Origin of the sequence: Microcoleus sp. CAWBG27, assembly GCF_020883145.1 — a bacterium.
Classification (GTDB): Bacteria; Cyanobacteriota; Cyanobacteriia; order Cyanobacteriales; family Microcoleaceae; genus Microcoleus.
This window is the reverse complement of the sequence record NZ_JAHREU010000104.1, coordinates 1-15,532: the sequence shown is the minus strand read 5'-3', so window position 1 is coordinate 15,532 and position 15,532 is coordinate 1. Positions and strand designations below refer to the sequence as shown.

At 47.4% G+C, this 15,532-nt stretch carries 13 protein-coding genes, 1 tRNA gene, 1 pseudogene and 1 other annotated feature; of the genes and pseudogenes, 2 read left to right on the top strand and 13 right to left on the bottom strand.

Features of this window, described 5'->3' with window-relative positions:
* Nucleotides 1-532: 532 nt before the first annotated feature.
* From rplL to rplS, 9 genes are all read right to left on the bottom strand, one after another.
* Nucleotides 533-919: a 50S ribosomal protein L7/L12 gene (gene rplL / locus QZ938_RS31145; protein WP_293155793.1), complete on the bottom strand. Its 387-nt coding sequence runs from the start codon at nucleotides 917-919 to the stop codon at nucleotides 533-535.
* Between the two features lie 136 nt (nucleotides 920-1,055).
* Nucleotides 1,056-1,646: a 50S ribosomal protein L10 gene (gene rplJ, locus QZ938_RS31140; RefSeq protein WP_293341202.1), complete on the bottom strand. Its 591-nt coding sequence runs from the start codon at nucleotides 1,644-1,646 to the stop codon at nucleotides 1,056-1,058.
* A 29-nt stretch (nucleotides 1,647-1,675) separates the two neighbouring features.
* Nucleotides 1,676-1,847, bottom strand: a sequence feature (ribosomal protein L10 leader region).
* Nucleotides 1,848-1,956: 109 nt separating this feature from the next.
* The gene (gene rplA, locus QZ938_RS31135; RefSeq protein ID WP_293155787.1) at nucleotides 1,957-2,670 is read right to left on the bottom strand and encodes a 50S ribosomal protein L1; all 714 of its coding nucleotides are present in this window, start codon (nucleotides 2,668-2,670) and stop codon (nucleotides 1,957-1,959) included.
* A gap of 239 nt (nucleotides 2,671-2,909) precedes the next feature.
* Nucleotides 2,910-3,335, bottom strand: a complete 426-nt coding sequence (gene rplK / locus QZ938_RS31130) for a 50S ribosomal protein L11 (RefSeq protein WP_006635588.1) — start codon at nucleotides 3,333-3,335, stop codon at nucleotides 2,910-2,912.
* 3 nt (nucleotides 3,336-3,338) lie between these two features.
* A complete protein-coding gene (nusG, locus tag QZ938_RS31125; RefSeq protein ID WP_293128200.1) occupies nucleotides 3,339-3,977 on the bottom strand; it encodes a transcription termination/antitermination protein NusG in 639 nt (212 codons plus the stop codon).
* Nucleotides 3,974-4,207 (bottom strand): preprotein translocase subunit SecE, encoded by a 234-nt coding sequence (gene secE / locus QZ938_RS31120; protein ID WP_293128199.1) that lies wholly within the window; start codon nucleotides 4,205-4,207, stop codon nucleotides 3,974-3,976. The genes nusG and secE overlap by 4 nt, the downstream gene beginning before the upstream one ends.
* Nucleotides 4,208-4,498: 291 nt before the next feature.
* Nucleotides 4,499-4,687, bottom strand: coding sequence for a hypothetical protein (locus QZ938_RS31115; protein ID WP_293128198.1), 189 nt, complete (start codon nucleotides 4,685-4,687; stop codon nucleotides 4,499-4,501).
* A tRNA-Trp gene (locus tag QZ938_RS31110) sits at nucleotides 4,658-4,730 on the bottom strand. Before QZ938_RS31110 ends, QZ938_RS31115 begins: the two co-directional genes overlap by 30 nt.
* A 132-nt stretch (nucleotides 4,731-4,862) precedes the next feature.
* Nucleotides 4,863-5,246 (bottom strand): 50S ribosomal protein L19, encoded by a 384-nt coding sequence (gene rplS, locus QZ938_RS31105; RefSeq protein ID WP_293155780.1) that lies wholly within the window; start codon nucleotides 5,244-5,246, stop codon nucleotides 4,863-4,865.
* A gap of 439 nt (nucleotides 5,247-5,685) precedes the next feature.
* On the opposite strand from rplS, the gene QZ938_RS31100 reads away from it, so the two are divergent.
* Nucleotides 5,686-7,218, top strand: coding sequence for an inorganic phosphate transporter (locus tag QZ938_RS31100; RefSeq protein WP_293355976.1), 1,533 nt, complete (start codon nucleotides 5,686-5,688; stop codon nucleotides 7,216-7,218).
* Nucleotides 7,219-7,683: 465 nt separating this feature from the next.
* On the opposite strand, the gene QZ938_RS31095 is transcribed toward QZ938_RS31100, so the two are convergent.
* On the bottom strand, nucleotides 7,684-7,905 hold the full coding sequence (locus QZ938_RS31095) for a hypothetical protein (RefSeq protein ID WP_293341211.1): 222 nt from the start codon (nucleotides 7,903-7,905) through the stop codon (nucleotides 7,684-7,686).
* Between the two features lie 348 nt (nucleotides 7,906-8,253).
* Here QZ938_RS31095 and QZ938_RS31090 point away from each other — a divergent pair, with 348 nt between their 5' ends.
* A complete protein-coding gene (locus QZ938_RS31090) occupies nucleotides 8,254-10,017 on the top strand; it encodes an EamA family transporter (protein WP_293341214.1) in 1,764 nt (587 codons plus the stop codon).
* 321 nt (nucleotides 10,018-10,338) lie between these two features.
* Here the strand turns inward: QZ938_RS31090 and QZ938_RS31085 are convergent.
* From QZ938_RS31085 to QZ938_RS31075, 3 genes and pseudogenes are all read right to left on the bottom strand, one after another.
* Nucleotides 10,339-10,794 (bottom strand): annotated as a pseudogene (locus QZ938_RS31085) (transposase); the annotation flags it as partial.
* A 195-nt stretch (nucleotides 10,795-10,989) separates the two neighbouring features.
* Nucleotides 10,990-15,345, bottom strand: a complete 4,356-nt coding sequence (locus QZ938_RS31080; RefSeq protein ID WP_293365679.1) for an Ig-like domain-containing protein — start codon at nucleotides 15,343-15,345, stop codon at nucleotides 10,990-10,992.
* 2 nt (nucleotides 15,346-15,347) lie between these two features.
* The coding region (locus QZ938_RS31075) for a response regulator (RefSeq protein ID WP_367181883.1) at nucleotides 15,348-15,532 on the bottom strand (185 nt) is incomplete at its 5' end.

Below are 15,532 nucleotides of genomic sequence, written 5' to 3'. Positions count from 1 at the left end.
AATGGACTACTGGGTGATGTTGAGTCACCGAGATAATTGAGTATTTCTACTCATTTTTGTCTCGGATGATTCACTTTTCCCCCCTCAATCCCCCTATGTGCCAGTTGGGGGTGCGGAATGTGGGTTTGAGTGCGATCGTCCAGGTTCGTAGTGTGGACTTTAGTCCGCAGTATTTTGCGGACTAAAGTCCACACTACGAACTGTTTTTGTGATGGTATGGGTGCATAAGCAGAGGTGCGTCGCTATCAGATTGTTGGTGTTGAGTTAGAGATTGTCGGTGGCGACACACCCTACAATTTTACCGGAATTATTAAACCGCAGAGGCCGCAGAGGACACAGAGGGAGAGAATAGAGAAAGCATTTTTTCTTTGAGTGCGATCGTCCCCGCTCGCGAGTATTATTTTGATATTAGAGATTGTCGGTGCATCCACACTCTACAGATTCCTTTTTCCATCATGAAAAAAACCTCAGTCTGCACTGCAAACTGAGGTCAAATAGCGACAGGTAGAAACCTGCCGGCTACAGTCTATGACTACTTGATAGCAATCTTGGCGCCCACAGCTTCAAGCTGCTTCTTCATTTCTTCAGCAGCTTCCTTAGCAATAGCTTCCTTAACTGCCTTAGGTGCGGCTTCTACCAAGTCTTTCGCTTCCTTCAGACCCAAACCGGTAATCGCGCGGACTTCCTTCAGGATTGCGATTTTCTTGTCAGCAGGAACTTCTTCCAAAATCACGCTGAACTCAGTTTGTACTTCTACTTCTTCGGCAGCAGCAGCAGGGCCGCCCATCATCATCATGCCACCTACAGGAGCAGCAGCGCTGACGCCGAAAGCTTCTTCAATTTGCTTGACCAATTCAGATGCTTCGAGCAAAGTCAGAGTCTTCAGTTTTTCTAAGATTTCGTCGGTTGCAGTAGACATTCGTTAAACTCCTAATTCGATTCTAGATTTGGGATTTGGGATTTGGGATTGCTCCTCCATCATTAGTTTCTCGTCTCCAGTCTTCAGCCTGTGGATTAACACTAATGACTGATGACTAATGACTAATGACTAATGACTAAGCAGATACGCTTTCTGCTTCTGCTTCAGGTTGTGCTTCTGCTTCTGCTGGTGCTTCTGTCGAATCGCCGTCTTTTTCAGCATAAGCTTTGAGACCGCGTGCGATCGAAGTAGGAACTTGATTGATACCCACAGCCAACTTGGTTGCGACACCGTTGATAGCGCCAGCAATTTGAGCCATAAGTTGTTCCTTCGACGGCAGATCCGCTAATGCCTTAACATCAGCTTCTTTCAGCACCCGTCCTTCCATCACGCCGCCGCGAACTTCCGTCTTCTTGGAAGCTTTTTGGAATTCTTGGTAAGCCTTAATCGCGCCGCCAATATCTTCTTGCACGAACATAAACGCCGACGTACCTGTCAGCAATTCCTGTATCGGCTGCCATGTTTCATTGCCTTCAACAGCAATTCGCATTAGCGTGTTTTTTGCCACTTGGCAACTGCTGCCTTTGGGACGCAAACGCCGCCGCAAATCTGTGATTTCAGCAACAGTTAAGCCTTTGTAGTCGATCGCGATTACCAGTTGAGATTCGCTCAAGGTTTGCTTGAGGTCTGCAATAATCTCATTTTTTACTGCTAAACTTTTGCCCATACTAATTTCACCTCCTTTTAGGATCTCAAACTGCCAATCAAAAACCCCAACCTTATAGCCGGGGCAGAGAATTAAAAATTAAGAATTAGGAATTAAAAGATATAACTTTTTAATTTATTTTCTTCAGTTTTTATTTCTTCAGCCTCGGCAGGAAATTAAGCACTCGGCACCTGCGGTCTTCAGCTTATTGATTTTTGATTAGGCTATCACCATCCGGCAGACATTAGCAAGGGTATGCAGCAAATCTCGTGAGAGATTTACACAGACAGCCGAAGCTGTCTTTTACTTTCTGCCTTTGGCTTAATTCTTGCTAAGCAGCATCAAGTTTGGTATCGCGCAGGGCACTGATATCGACTTCGATCGATGGGCCCATGGTTGCGGATATGTACAAACTGCGCCAGTAGCGACCTTTCGCACCAGAAGGACGGTTGCGGTCAACTGTTTCTTGCAAAGCATGAAGGTTGACGAGCAAATCTTCTGCTGAGAAAGCTGCCTTGCCAAACATAACATGAACGATGCCTGTGCGATCGGCACGGAATTCTAGTTTACCACCTTTGAATTCGTCGATCGCCCGAGCAATGTCAGTCGTCACTGTGCCGCCTTTTGGAGAAGGCATCAAGCCGCGCGGGCCCAACAACCGACCCAATTTTGCCACCAACGGCATCACGTCTGGAGTAGCAATCAGGCAATCGAAGTCCATCATGCCCTTTTGAATTTCCTCGATCAACTCTTCAGAACCAGCAATATCTGCGCCGGCATTCAGAGCTTCTTTAACTTTTTCGCCCTTAGCAATCACCGCAATTCTGACTACTTGACCAGTTCCTTTTGGCAGCGATACAGTTGTCCGCAACTGTTGGTCAGTATATTTCGGGTCAATTCCCAAACGGATGTGAGCTTCAGCAGATTCGCCAAACTTGGCCGTTGCTGTTTCTTTCAAAAGTTGCAGAGCTTCCATTGGTAGGTAAGGTCTGTCTTCAACTTTCTTTTGCAGTTCTTGCAGTCTTCGCGATACTTTCTTTGCCATTGTTTTTTTTGGGGTTAATCGATTTGAGATTTGAGATTTTAGATTGAATAATTGAACCGTTGCGGTTTTTTCATAAATCTAAAACATTTGCGATTCCTAGCGAAGCTTTGCTTCTCCCCCTGAATCGACTTAAGACTTGCGACTTGAGCTTGAATATTTCAGCTTGAAGATTTCAGCTTCAACACCGAAAATTATTGATTGCCAACTGTCAACTGTCAACTGTCAACTGTCAACTGACTTCAATCCGCGATCGCCACGCCCATGTTTTTAGCTGTTCCCGCTACAATTTTCATAGCAGCTTCAACATCATTAGCATTAAGGTCAGGCATCTTAGTTTCAGCGATTTCTCGCAACTGAGCCTGTGTGATTGTCCCTACTTGCTTGCGATTAGGTTCACCCGAACCCTTAGCAATGCCAGCAGCTTTTTGAATCAAAACCGACGCCGGAGGGGTTTTGAGAATAAACGTAAAACTGCGGTCTTCAAAAACCGAAATTTCTACCGGAACCACGAGACCTGCTTGGTCTGCGGTTCTAGCATTGTACTCCTTGCAAAACATCATGATATTGACGCCGTGCTGACCCAAGGCTGGGCCGATCGGAGGAGCTGGGTTGGCTTTTCCCGCTGTAATCGCCAACTTAATTACTGCAACAACTTTCTTTGCCATTAGTTAGTTCTGTTTCTGAACCTGATTGAACTCTAATTCTACAGGCGTATCGCGCCCAAAAATCGAGAGTAAAACTTTGAGCTTGTTCCGTTCCGGGCTAACTTCAATCACATCACCTTCAAAATCCTTAAATGGCCCGGAAAGTACCACAACGTGGTCTCCTGTCGCCATCGATACTTTGACAACCGGTTCTGATTCCTGAGCGTTTCTGAAGATCCGTTCTACTTCCGAATGACTCAGAGGTAGCGGTTTGACGTGACCCCTGCCGCGCCCGTAGCGGCGTTTTTGCTCTGCCCCGACAAAATTAATTACGTTCGGGGTATTTTTAATCACCTGCCACGTATCCTCGTCCATATACATACGGATGAGTACGTAGCCGGGGAAAATTTTCTCATCTGACTGGCGCCGGGAACCGTCTTTGCCGACTTTGATCGCCGGAGTTTGCGGAATTTCGACTTGAACGATACGATCGGCAACATCCAAAGTTTGAATCCGCTGATCCAAGTTTGCCTTCACGCGCTTCTCGCAGCCTGAGGCTACCTGAACAGCATACCAGCGAGCCTGAATCTCCGGCTTATCTGGCGATGCTGCCTGTCCCGTCGCTTCTGTGGAATAATCAGATTCTTCTGATGCAAAAGTCATGGCCCAAACACCTTTCCTGCGCCCCAGTTAAAGAAGTTATCCACCAAATAGATCAGGCTTGCTGAGAGGATTACCATCAAAAGCACGGCCAAAGACTCGCTAATTAGCTGCTGGCGGCTCGGCCAGACCACTTTATCGAGTTCTTCTCTAGTTTCCTTAAAAAAACCCGCAGGATCGAACCCAGGCGCAGTCATTTCTTGAGTTTCTTGAGCTTCGTCTTTTTTCGCCACGATCGAATCCCCCTTGCGATTTCAGATTTCAGATTTTAGATTTTAGATTTTGTGAGTGGCTCGCGGCTCTTTGATTTTTTGACACTAACCACTTACGCCCAAGTCCAAAATCTCAAATCCAAAGCCAGCACTTTTTTACAAGCCTAAGCCATCAACGGTGTAAATGCCGATCGCCGAAACCGACGAGCCAGAAGCCACAGAATAGCCGGGGTTTGAAGCCCTTACTCAGGTCGGCAGATTATGATAAGAACGGAGCTTAAATCTTCGTTCTTATCACTTCGCTGTCCCAGGTCAACTGTCAACTGTCAACTGTTTAAACCGAGCATTTGTTGATGGCCTTTGTTGCGAACCGCCCACAAAAATTAATTCTACCCGAAAGTCTTCGGTTTCGGCTGTTTCCAGCCAATTATCCGGGCGCTTTCGGGCAGAATTAAAATTTTGGTGATTCAGCGCGCCCTGGAGGACTTGAACCCCCGACATCAGGTTTTGGAGACCTGCGTTCTACCAACTGAACTAAGAGCGCACAGGTGAGGTTGCTGATTCGCTTAACCTCTAGATTTCTATTTTAACACAGTGCGCTCGGAAATGGGAAACTTTTTTTTTAATTTTTCAATTTCCCATTTTCTGTCTCTCCAAGAGGAAGCTGGGTGCATTCCTACAGAGAGCGATCGAACCGCTGTTTGACGCGAGTAGCTTTGCCCACGCGATCGCGCAGGTAGTAAAGTTTAGCTCTGCGGACTTTACCGCGGCGCATGACTTGGACAGTTGCGATGCGGGGCGAGTGAATCAAAAACACCCGTTCCACGCCGACGCCTTGAAACACCCGGCGCACAGTGATTGTTTCATTGATGCCGCCGTTACGCATCGCAATCACAGTTCCTTCGTAGGGCTGAACCCGTTCTTTCGCGCCCTCTTTAATTCTCACGCCGACGCGCACGGTGTCGCCTACGTAAATTTCTGGTAGAACTTTGCTTAGTTCTACCTTGACTCTATTTATTTCTTCCGTCTCGATCGAACGGATTATTTCTGCGCCTTTCATAAAAAACACTCGGTAAGTGGGAAACTCAGAGTCTTTAGACCTGAGAGGGAAACTCTAAGGGGGGACTTTAGTCCCCGTCAATCCCCTGAAAGGGGGTTGGAGAGGTATGGTTGCCTCAAAGAGTGAGGTATGGTTGCCTCAATCTCCCTTGCGGGGTAATGTTCGCCTCGACCTGGTTATAAAGGCTTGTTAGACCTGCAACACTGTTTCAGTGACTTTAAAACTGTTTAATTGCAGATGACAGAGCGGAAAACTGGCGTCGCATTCGCCGGTGTCGTGACCTGAATAACGTCTCCTCGCAATTGAGGGGTCTGGTCAGAACAGCTTGTAATTTCTTACAAGCTCAGTGGCTTGAGCCTCTGAGTTCCTGACGGGATTTTCCAAAACTCACAATCCCTTATCATATATCGAACTGCCAGATTTATGTCAAAAAACTTCTATGTTAAATACTTCCTTGGTCGTATTTCTGCAACTCGGGGCGATCGCGATACTAGCTTTGTACGTCGCCGCCAACTTGGGGGCTAACGATGTGGCGAACTCCATGGGGACATCGGTAGGCTCGAAGGCGCTCACGCTGCGGCAAGCAATAATTGTTGCAGGCATACTAGAGTTTGCCGGCGCCGTGCTGTTCGGGCAAGGGGTTTCCGAAACTCTCGCTACAGGAGTTGTGAATGAAGAAATGTTCGCGGCCAAACCGCAAGTATTTTTAATCGGGATGGTGTCAGTGCTAGCAGCTTGCGGATTGTGGCTGCAAATCGCTACCAGTCTAGGTTTGCCGGTTTCTTCGTCTCATGCGGTGGTAGGTGCGATCGCAGGTTTTAGCTGGGTAGCAGCCGGAATTCATGCGGTTGATTGGCCGACTATCGGCAGGATTTCGTTAACTTGGGTGGCGACACCTTTTGCTAGCGGTGCTTTAGCTGCACTATTTTATAGTGGGGTGAAGCATTGGATTCTCGATCGCCCCGATCCTCTATTTCAACTGCGCGAGTGGATACCTTGGCTGAGTGCGGCGCTGCTGAGTGTATTTGGGATAATTGTATTGCCGTCTGTTGTGGATGTGGCTTTGGTGCAGACAGGCGCGATCGACTTCGCGCGCGATCGATTTGGCTGGAATCTGCCAATTCACGATATTGCGATTGCTATCGGGAGTATTGCGGCGATCGGGCTTTCCCTCAATAGCTGGAAAAAGTTAGAGAAGGAAGAAGGAAGAGGGAAGAAGGAAGAAGGAAGAAGGAAGAAGGAAGAGGGAAGAGGGAAGAAGGAAGAGGGAAGAGGGAAGAAGGAAGAAGGAAGAGGGAAGAGGGAAGAGGGAAGAGGGAAGAGGGAAGAGGGAAGAGGGAAGAAAGAAGAGGGAAGTTTAACAACGGATTTTGTAACGGATTTCACCGGTGTAACGGATAGAAAGAATAAGCAAGAGGAAATATTTTCCCCCTCCCCCCCTCTCCCCCTCAGACATTCTTCGATCGAGCAACAGATGGCGAGATTTCAAGTATTGAGTGCTTGTTTTGTGGCATTTGCACACGGTTCCAACGACGTAGGTAATGCAGTTGCGCCTTTAGCTGCGATCGCCTACATCCAGCGCACAGGTTCATTTCCCCTAGAGGATTTCAGCGTTCCCCTGTGGATTTTAATCCTCGGAGGCGCAGGAATTGTCATCGGTTTAGCCATCTGGGGTCAAAAAGTGATCGCCACAGTGGGCGAAAACATCATCCAACTGGAACCCAGCGGCGGATTTTGCGCGGAATTAGCCACAGCTACCACAGTATTATTAGCATCTCGCTTGGGTTTGCCGGTTTCCACATCCCACGCTTTAGTGGGTGCAGTTGTAGGAGTCGGGCTGATTAAAGGTTGGAAATCGGTACGCTGGAAAACTTTGCAGTCAATTGGTTCGGCTTGGGTGGTGACAATCCCGATCGCCGCCGGTTTGGGTGCTAGCATTTTCAGCATCGCCCAATGGATTTTAGTTAAATGAACGCGATAGGTGTGTATAGCCTTTCAAGCGGATGAAGTACGACTGGGCATAGGGCATAGGGCATAGGCATCCGTGGGCATACCTCACTTTTTTGAGAACCGCGATAATTTCCTTCTCCAAACAATGCTTTAGCTGTCAAGCCAGCACTTCCACACAGGGCTTTCTCAACTTAATCTCAGTGCTGTTACTAAATTGTAGAAAGTGTTTTACGGTGAGTATTAGTCTAGAAACCACAGGCGTTGCTGGGCAAATGATGCCGGAAAAATAAACACTTCGGCTTAGTCTGAAATATTCAGGCTTTGGCGATCGCTTTTCATTCAGTTAACAGTTGATGGTTGATGGTTGAAAAAGAAAATCAGTTGATATTTGATAGTTGATAGTTGACAAAGGAAGTCAGAAGATTGGAGTAATAAATCGTCTGATTTTAAGTTCTTCCGATCGCGCTTGGGGCTTTAAACCAGATTCTTATCGTAAAGCAATTGTCAGAATTTTCAGATGCCAGATCTGTTGCCCTTGGAGAATGGGATGTGTTAGTTTTTTGATGACATAGGTTGCTTTTGAGGGTGCGATCGCCTCTTCAAACTTTGGCGATCGCAAGATCGGAAATTTTAATATCAAAAATCCGGGTGCAAGAGTGCGTGAGAGACTTGGGCCCAGAAACCCAGTTTCTGGCAATTTAATGCTCAAATTATGCCTTTAGGGGTGAGGAGTCTCGGCCCTACCCTCAACTTTAGTTGTCGGGGAAGAGGTTATCCGGCTGGCGAGGCGGGTGAGTTAGAGGCTAGAATTACCCGGAGCAATCGGTGCAGAGGTCAAGCTGTAGTATGATTTCTAATTGCACAAAGTGTTCTTGGGGCGATTAAGAGCGGGATAGCTTCGCTTCACGCAATTTTCTAACATTTCTAGCTCAGCGACTACCATAGATTCAACAGCGTCCGCAATCTTTGAGACCAACTCACTAGAACTTGCGACCTGATGCAGCCAAAATACTTAAGAACACTCTCTCGTGCAGTTTAAATTAGAGGTTATAGGCTAATGGCGAACCGGAACAGATACTCGCCAAAAGGCGACGCAGGGGATGCACAATCAGCAGAACAAGTCCTCAACTCAGTGATGCAGGAACTGGACGCTTTGCATGAAAATGTCAAAGGTCAGTTAAACCAGGACATTACTCGGCTGCAAACTGAAAAAAATCACCTGATTGAAGATATTGAAGGCCTCCGGGAGCAATATCGCAAATTGCAGTCTCAGCAAATGGAATCTCTGTCTGGGCGATACATTCAGCAGCAGCAATTGTGGCTGAAGCAGTTGGCTCAAATTTTGGCTCACAATTTGCAGGATTTGTTGGTGCAGCGGTTCAACGAACTCAGCGCTAACTCGGGCCATTCTCTCAGCAGCCCAATTCCCAGCGGCGAATTCCCCATACCCATGCCCCCTAGCAACTATGACGAACGGGCCTCGGAGTTATTGGCGGCGCTGGATGAACGGATCGATCGCAGTTTCCAGATGCTAGAACAAGATTTGAGCAGCTATGAAAGCGAGCTATCCATGCGGCTCAACAACATGAAAACCCTCGAACTTCAAGGGGAAGAACTGTTACAAAATCTCGTCAACCGCATTCGGGAAGAACTCGCAGAAGAAGAATATCTTGACAATCCTTTCGATGCTCAAGATTCCTATCCCGAGGAAGCAACTAATTCTATCCGCCCGCAAGTTTTGCCGCCAACACCTGCAGATGCGCCGCGCCAAGCCGTGGCAGAGCCTTCAGCCGCGCCTACCGCAGTCGCGAAAGCAACTTCTCAAGTGCAAACAGGTTTAATTCTGGCTTTGTCTTCGGCGGTGGTATTGTCGCTGTTTAATGTTTGTTTGAGAATTCTAATTAAAAGCAGAAATCCTCGGATGATTTTTGGCGTGTTTGAGCTTGATGGGGTGGTGACTCGGGGTTTTGGAAATTCTCTGTTGATTTTGTTGATGCGGCTGATCGTGGTGATGGCTTTGATGCCAGTATTGGCAACATTTCTGTATCCTTCTGTCTGGAAAGATCTTAAACGGTTTTTCTACTCGCGCGATCTATCTTTGTGGAGCAAGGTTTTAGGAAGCGCATTTTTTCTGTTTTTGTCTCAGGTTTTGATTTATTTGGCGATCGGCAATATTCCGGCGGGGATTGCTATTACAATTTTCTTTATTTACCCCATCATCACCGTACTGGGTTCTTGGTTATTGTTTGGCGCTCGCCCCAGCACGATCGGCTTTTTGGCGATGTTGGGGATTACCGCAGGTCTGATTTTAGTTGGATCGCCGAGTTTTGCTGCGCCAGCTCCCGGCGGTGGCAATGTCGAGGTAGGAGTCGCCGCTGCACTGGCTTCTGGGATTACCTTTGCAGGTTACGTATTGCTAACTCAAATGGCCGCCGGCAAACTGCACCCGATTCCTTTTAGTTTAGTTAATTTCGGCGCGATTTTTGTATTTTCGTCCCTGAGTTTGTGGGTACCGCTGTCAGAGAATCTGGCTCCGAAAATCGACCAAAATGTTTGGCCTGGTTTGATTGTGGGAGGGATTGTTTTAGGGGTACTGACACTATTTAGCTATCTTTTGAACAATTTTGCCATCCGGTTCGCGGGGGCGGCCTTAGCGTCAGTAATTGGCACTTTGGGCCCAGCGATGACTGCACTCTTCGGGTTTATAATTATCAATGAGAAGTTGCAGCCTGTAGCAATTCTCGGCATGGCTGTGGTGACATTGAGCGTGGCTGCGATGAGTGTAGAACGCATGGTGGCTCCTCAAAAGAAGGCTACTTAAGTTCAGTTGATAGTTGACAGTTGATAGTTGACAAAGGAAGGAAGAGGATTGGAGTAATGAATCGTCTGATTTTAATTTCTCCCTACAAGGAAGAGGCTTTAAACCAATCCTTTCTGGTAAAAACTGCTGTTTGTAGTGAGGACTTTAGTCCTAGGATTTTGAGGAATAAATTCCTCACTACGAACTTGTTTTATAAAGTGTTTGTAGTGGGGAATGCAAGTCATCCCATTTTGATTACTAATTAGGGCTTGCTGAAAAAGTCAGAAAACAGCATTTAGAAAGATGAGTGAATTTGAGATCGCCTCGACAATATAAGTTTTATCAATCTTGTTCTGGCAAAACATAGCTTTTACCAATCATTTGAGCCAAAAAACATCCCCAAAGGTTTTTATTATGAAATAGACCGAAAAAAAGCCAAAAAGCCTGCCGTACCCTGGCAGAAAGATTCATCACCAGAAAAGTTATAGCGATGCTTGTTTCAGAAGTATTATTAAGTTTAGCCATCACTCTACCAAGGCTAAATCTTCTTTTAGCTTCTCCAAATTTTCCCTCAATTAAGTTACGAATTCTCTCATCTGATTGAGCTTGTTTTTTTAGTGATTTGCTCAGATTTTTGGGAGGTCTTCCTAGACGGACACCGCTCATTCTGATGCCGAGTTCTTTGCACCAAACTCTATTTTCTTCTGTTCGATATATCCGATCTACATGAATTGATTCAGGGTAAAATCCGGTGAATTGTTTAAATGCTTCTACTTGTCTTTCAAGGTCTCCTGATTCTTTAGATTCGTTTTGCTTGTCGGCTCGATCGCCCACTTATCGGTACGATCGCCTGATTGTCGGTATGATTGAATCAATGACGTGGCGATCGACTGACTCACTCTTTTAAGATGCAAGGGGCGGGTTCACCAACAATAATTGCCACTCAACCAATAATCTCAAAAACCCGCCCCCACCCAACGGTAAATCACTTCCCTAAATCTGGCGGAAATTCACGGATGTAATCGCATTAGCAGTCACTCCAATCATCACACCTAACTCCTCCCCCGTCAAGATATTTTTGATGAGAACTCCCTGAATATTTTGAGTAATTGCTAACTGATTAAAACTTAAACCACCAGCTAATCCAATCAAATCTTGATCGACGGTAAAATCAGCGATAACATCAAATCCGCGATCGGCTTCTAAGACAAAAATATCATTCCCACTACCGCCAATCAAACTATCATTACCCAAATCTCCGAAAAGAACATCGTCACCTTGACAACCAGTTAGAGTATCGTTATCTTCCCCTCCATAAATAGTATCATTTCCTTCACACCCTCCCAGAATATCTGCTTGTTCGTTACCGCTGATAAAATCATCGCCAGCCCCGCCGCAAATGGTATCATCACCTTGACTTCCAAACAGCGAATCCTCACCTTCACTACCAAAGATTATGTCATTCCCTTTGCCTCCAAATAAGGTGTCATTACCCTTACCACCATCAATGAAATCATCATTTCTGTTACCATAAACGATGTCATCACCTTCGCGACCATTGATGGAGTCATTGCCTTTACCTCCGAAGATTAAATCGTTGCCAGCATCGCCCAGGATGATGTCATTATTTTCATCTCCAAATAAGATGTCGTCACCTTTGCCACCGCTGATAAAGTCATTGCCTTTATTGCCGTTGAATATGTCACGACTCTCGCCACCATATAAGTTGTCATTCCCAGATTTAGCATCGAATATATTGCCGTTGTTGCTGCCAAGACATTCATCGTTTTGGGCAGTGCCTATTTGAATGCCGGATATACCGAGTATGGTGTTTTCAACTGTATTTGGTTGGTTTAAGTTGGGATAGTCAATTTCATCGCAGATGCAGTCATCGTTGGGGATGTTGTTAGTTATTGGTGTTGGCGTTAATTCGGGTGTTGGTGTTACCTCGGGCGTCGCTGCGGGTGTTGGCGTTACCGCAGGTGTCGGTGTCGGTGTCGGAGTTAGCGATGGTGTCGGCGTTGGTGCGGGTGTCAGTGTTTCCGCAGGCGTTGGTGTCGGCGTTGGTGCAGGTGTTTCGGTTACCGCAGGTGTTGGCGTTACCGCAGGTGTTGGTGTCGGTATTGGTGCAGGTGTTTCGGTTACCGCAGGTGTTGGCGTTACCGCAGGTGTTGGTGTCGGTGTCGGAGTTAGCGATGGTGTCGGCGTCGGTGTCGCTGTCGGAGTTTCCGATGGCGGGGGCGTCGGTGTTGGAGTTGGAGTTGGCGAGAAAGGCGTCGGAGTTGGACTTACCTCGGGCGTCGGAGTCGGCGAGAAAGGCGTTGGTGTGGTGACAGGAGTTGGTGTGGTGACAGGAGTTGGTGTGGTGACAGGAGTTGGTGTGGTGACAGGAGTTGGTGTGGTGACAGGAGTTGGTGTGGTAATATTCACACTAAAATTACCTAAACCGCTAGCAGCAGATAAATTGCCAACAACATCCTTCACCTGCGATGCTTGCAAATTAACAGTGTAAGTAGCATTATCAGCATTATCCCAACTTCCGCCTGGGGGAGTAAACGAATATGTTGCTGTGCGCGGTGTACCATTGCTATTAGTATTAACACTAACAAAGTTAGCAAAAATAGCACCACCAGACCAATTTACAACAACATCAGAATTATCTAAACTGCTAACATCAACTCCACTAGCATCACTGAAAGTAACTGTCAACGTCTGACTTGTACCACCCGCTGTAGTAATGTTAGAAACTGCCGCCAAGTTAGCAGTAGGTGGGATGACATCAATAATCGGTATCGCGATATTAGCAGTGCGAACCAGTTGAGTTGCTGCGGTGTTATTGTTACCCACAGCATCTGTGGCTTTAGCTGTGGGAATATCAACTGTGACATTACCACTAGCAGTAGGTGTGACATCAAAAGTGTAAGTTTTGGCATCAACTATGACAAAGTTTCCGACAGCAGCATTGGCTACGGTGATATCAGTAGTATCAAAGCCGATGACATTTTCACTGAAGGTGGCGGTGACTGTAAATAAACCAGTTACTGTTGGTGTTGAAGTTGATGTTAAAGCAACTGTAGGTGCGGTGATATCGGCTGTGCGAACAAGTTGAGTGGCTGCGGTATTGTTATTACCTGCTGTATCTGTGGCTGTGGCTGCTGGAATATTAACTGTAACATTGCCAGTGGCTGTTGGTATAACTGTGAAAGTATAAGTTGTACCAGTACCTGTAAATTCACTAACAGTCCCATTAGCAACATTCACGCCTGTGGCGATAAATCCTGTGACGTTTTCGCTGAATGTTGCTGTGACTAAAAATGGTGCGTTTGTGGTGGTTGGTGATGTTGATGTGAGGGCTACTGTTGGTGCGGTGATATCGGCGGTACGAGTCAATTGAGTGGCTGCGGTATTGTTATTGCCAGCGGTATCAGTGGCTGTAGCTGCTGGAATATCTACGGTGACATTGCCAGTTGAAGTTGGTGTAACTGTGAAAGTATAAGTTGTGCCGCTACCTGTGAAGTTGCTAATTGTACTGTTAGTTAGATTCACGCCTGTGGCGGTAAATCCTGTGACGTTTTCGCTGAAGGTTGCTGTGACTAAAAATGGTGCGTTTGTGGTGGTTGGTGATGCGGATGTTAGGGCTACTGTGGGTGCGGTGATATCGGCAGTGCGTGTAAGTTGAGTCGCAGCGGTATTGTTGTTACTAGCGGTATCAGTTGCTCTAGCAGCAGGGATATCAACTGTGACATTACCAGTAGCATTCGGTGTGACTGTAAAAGTATAAGTTGTGCCGCTACCTGTGAAATTGCTAATTGTACTGTTAGTTAGATTTACGCCAGCGGCGGTAAATCCTGTGACGGTTTCGCTGAATGTTGCTGTGACTAAAAATGGTGCGTTTGTGGTGGTTGGTGAAGTTGATGTTAAGGTGACATTTGGTACAATTGTGTCTACAACTATGGCTTTGTTATTAGCCAAAGACTGTCCCGCAGGAATAGTTAATGTTGCATTATTTGCCGCAGTATCTCTCAAGGTTGCACCGACTGCTAAAGTGAACCCAGTTGAGTTGAGATCCGTGCTATTTTGTCCGGCTAGTGGAGTGTAAATTCCCACAGCAGATGTGCCCGTGAAAGGTGCAATAGTTACAGTGCCGCCTGTGTCTAGGGCGACTGTCATGTTACCGCCTGCTAAGGTAACTGCTTCGCTGAAATTGACGGTGACGTTGATGTTGTTAGTTGTGTTGTAACTGCCGTTGGCGGTGGTTGAGGTGACGCTGGTGATGGTGGGTGCAACAGTATCAATAACTATGGCTTTGCTACCGCCGAGGGAGTTGGCTGTGGCTAGGGCAGGGAGGATTAAATCGGCATTCGTGGTCAAATTATCTTGAATTGTGCCGCCGTTGAGGGTGAGGGCAGTTGTGGAGAGGTATTGTAAGTCGAGAGAGGTGTCTCCTGGTTGAACTACATAGTTGAAGGTGAGGGCTGTACCGCCACTACCGCTAGCATAGGTGGCAAATTGGTCGGTTGTACCGGTTTCTAGTTGCAGTCGGGGTGTGCCGGTGACATTGACAGCAGCATCGAAGGTGACGGTGATGGGGATGGTAGAACCAACACCGTAGCTGCCGTCAGGGGTGGTAGCGGTGACAGCGGTAACTTTGGGGGTGGTGTTGAGTAGGATGGAGGCGGTGTCGCTGTTCTGGTTCGCCACAGCTAAGTCAGGGAGGCCGTCGCCGTTGATGTCGCCGATGCTGACGGAGATGGGGTCATTGCCAGTACTGAAGGTGACTCGGCTGGCGAAGGTGGGGGTGGTGGCGTTGGTGGGGGTGGTGTTGAGCAGGATGGAGGCGGTGTAGTTGTTGACGTTTGCCACAGCTAAGTCTGGTTTGCCGTCACCGTTGATGTCGCCGATGCTGATGGAGCGGGGCTCATTGCCAGCACCGAAGATGACTTGGGTGGCGAAGGTAGGGGTGGTGGCGTTGGTGGGGGTGGTGTTGAGCAGGATGGAGAGGTTGTTGCTGATGAAGTTCACCACAGCTAAGTCTGGTTTGCCGTCACCGTTGATGTCGCCGATGCTGACGGATAAGGGGCCATTGCCAGCAGTGAAGTCAACTTTGGTGGCGAAGGTGGGGGTGGTGGCGTTGGTGGGGGTGGTATTGAGCAGGATGGAGACGTTGTTGCTGCTCCGGTTCGCCAAAGCTAAGTCTGGTTTCCCGTCACTGTTGAAGTCGCCGATGCTGACGGAGTAGGGCCCATTGCCAGTGGTGAAGTCAACTTTGGTGGCGAAGGTGGGGGTGGTGGCGTTGGTGGGGGTGGTATTGAGCAGGATGGAGGCGGTGTCGCTGTTCCGGTTCGCCAAAGCTAAGTCTGGTTTGTTGTCACCGTTGAAGTCGCGGATGCTGACGGAGATGGGGTTACTGCCAGTAGTAAAATCGGCATTTGGCAGCCGGACGATCGCAATTCCCGACACAAACTAATACCGTCGAGTTTAGGAATCAGCACATCCAAAACAATCAAGTCGTAATCGTAGGCTTGTGCCAACTCCA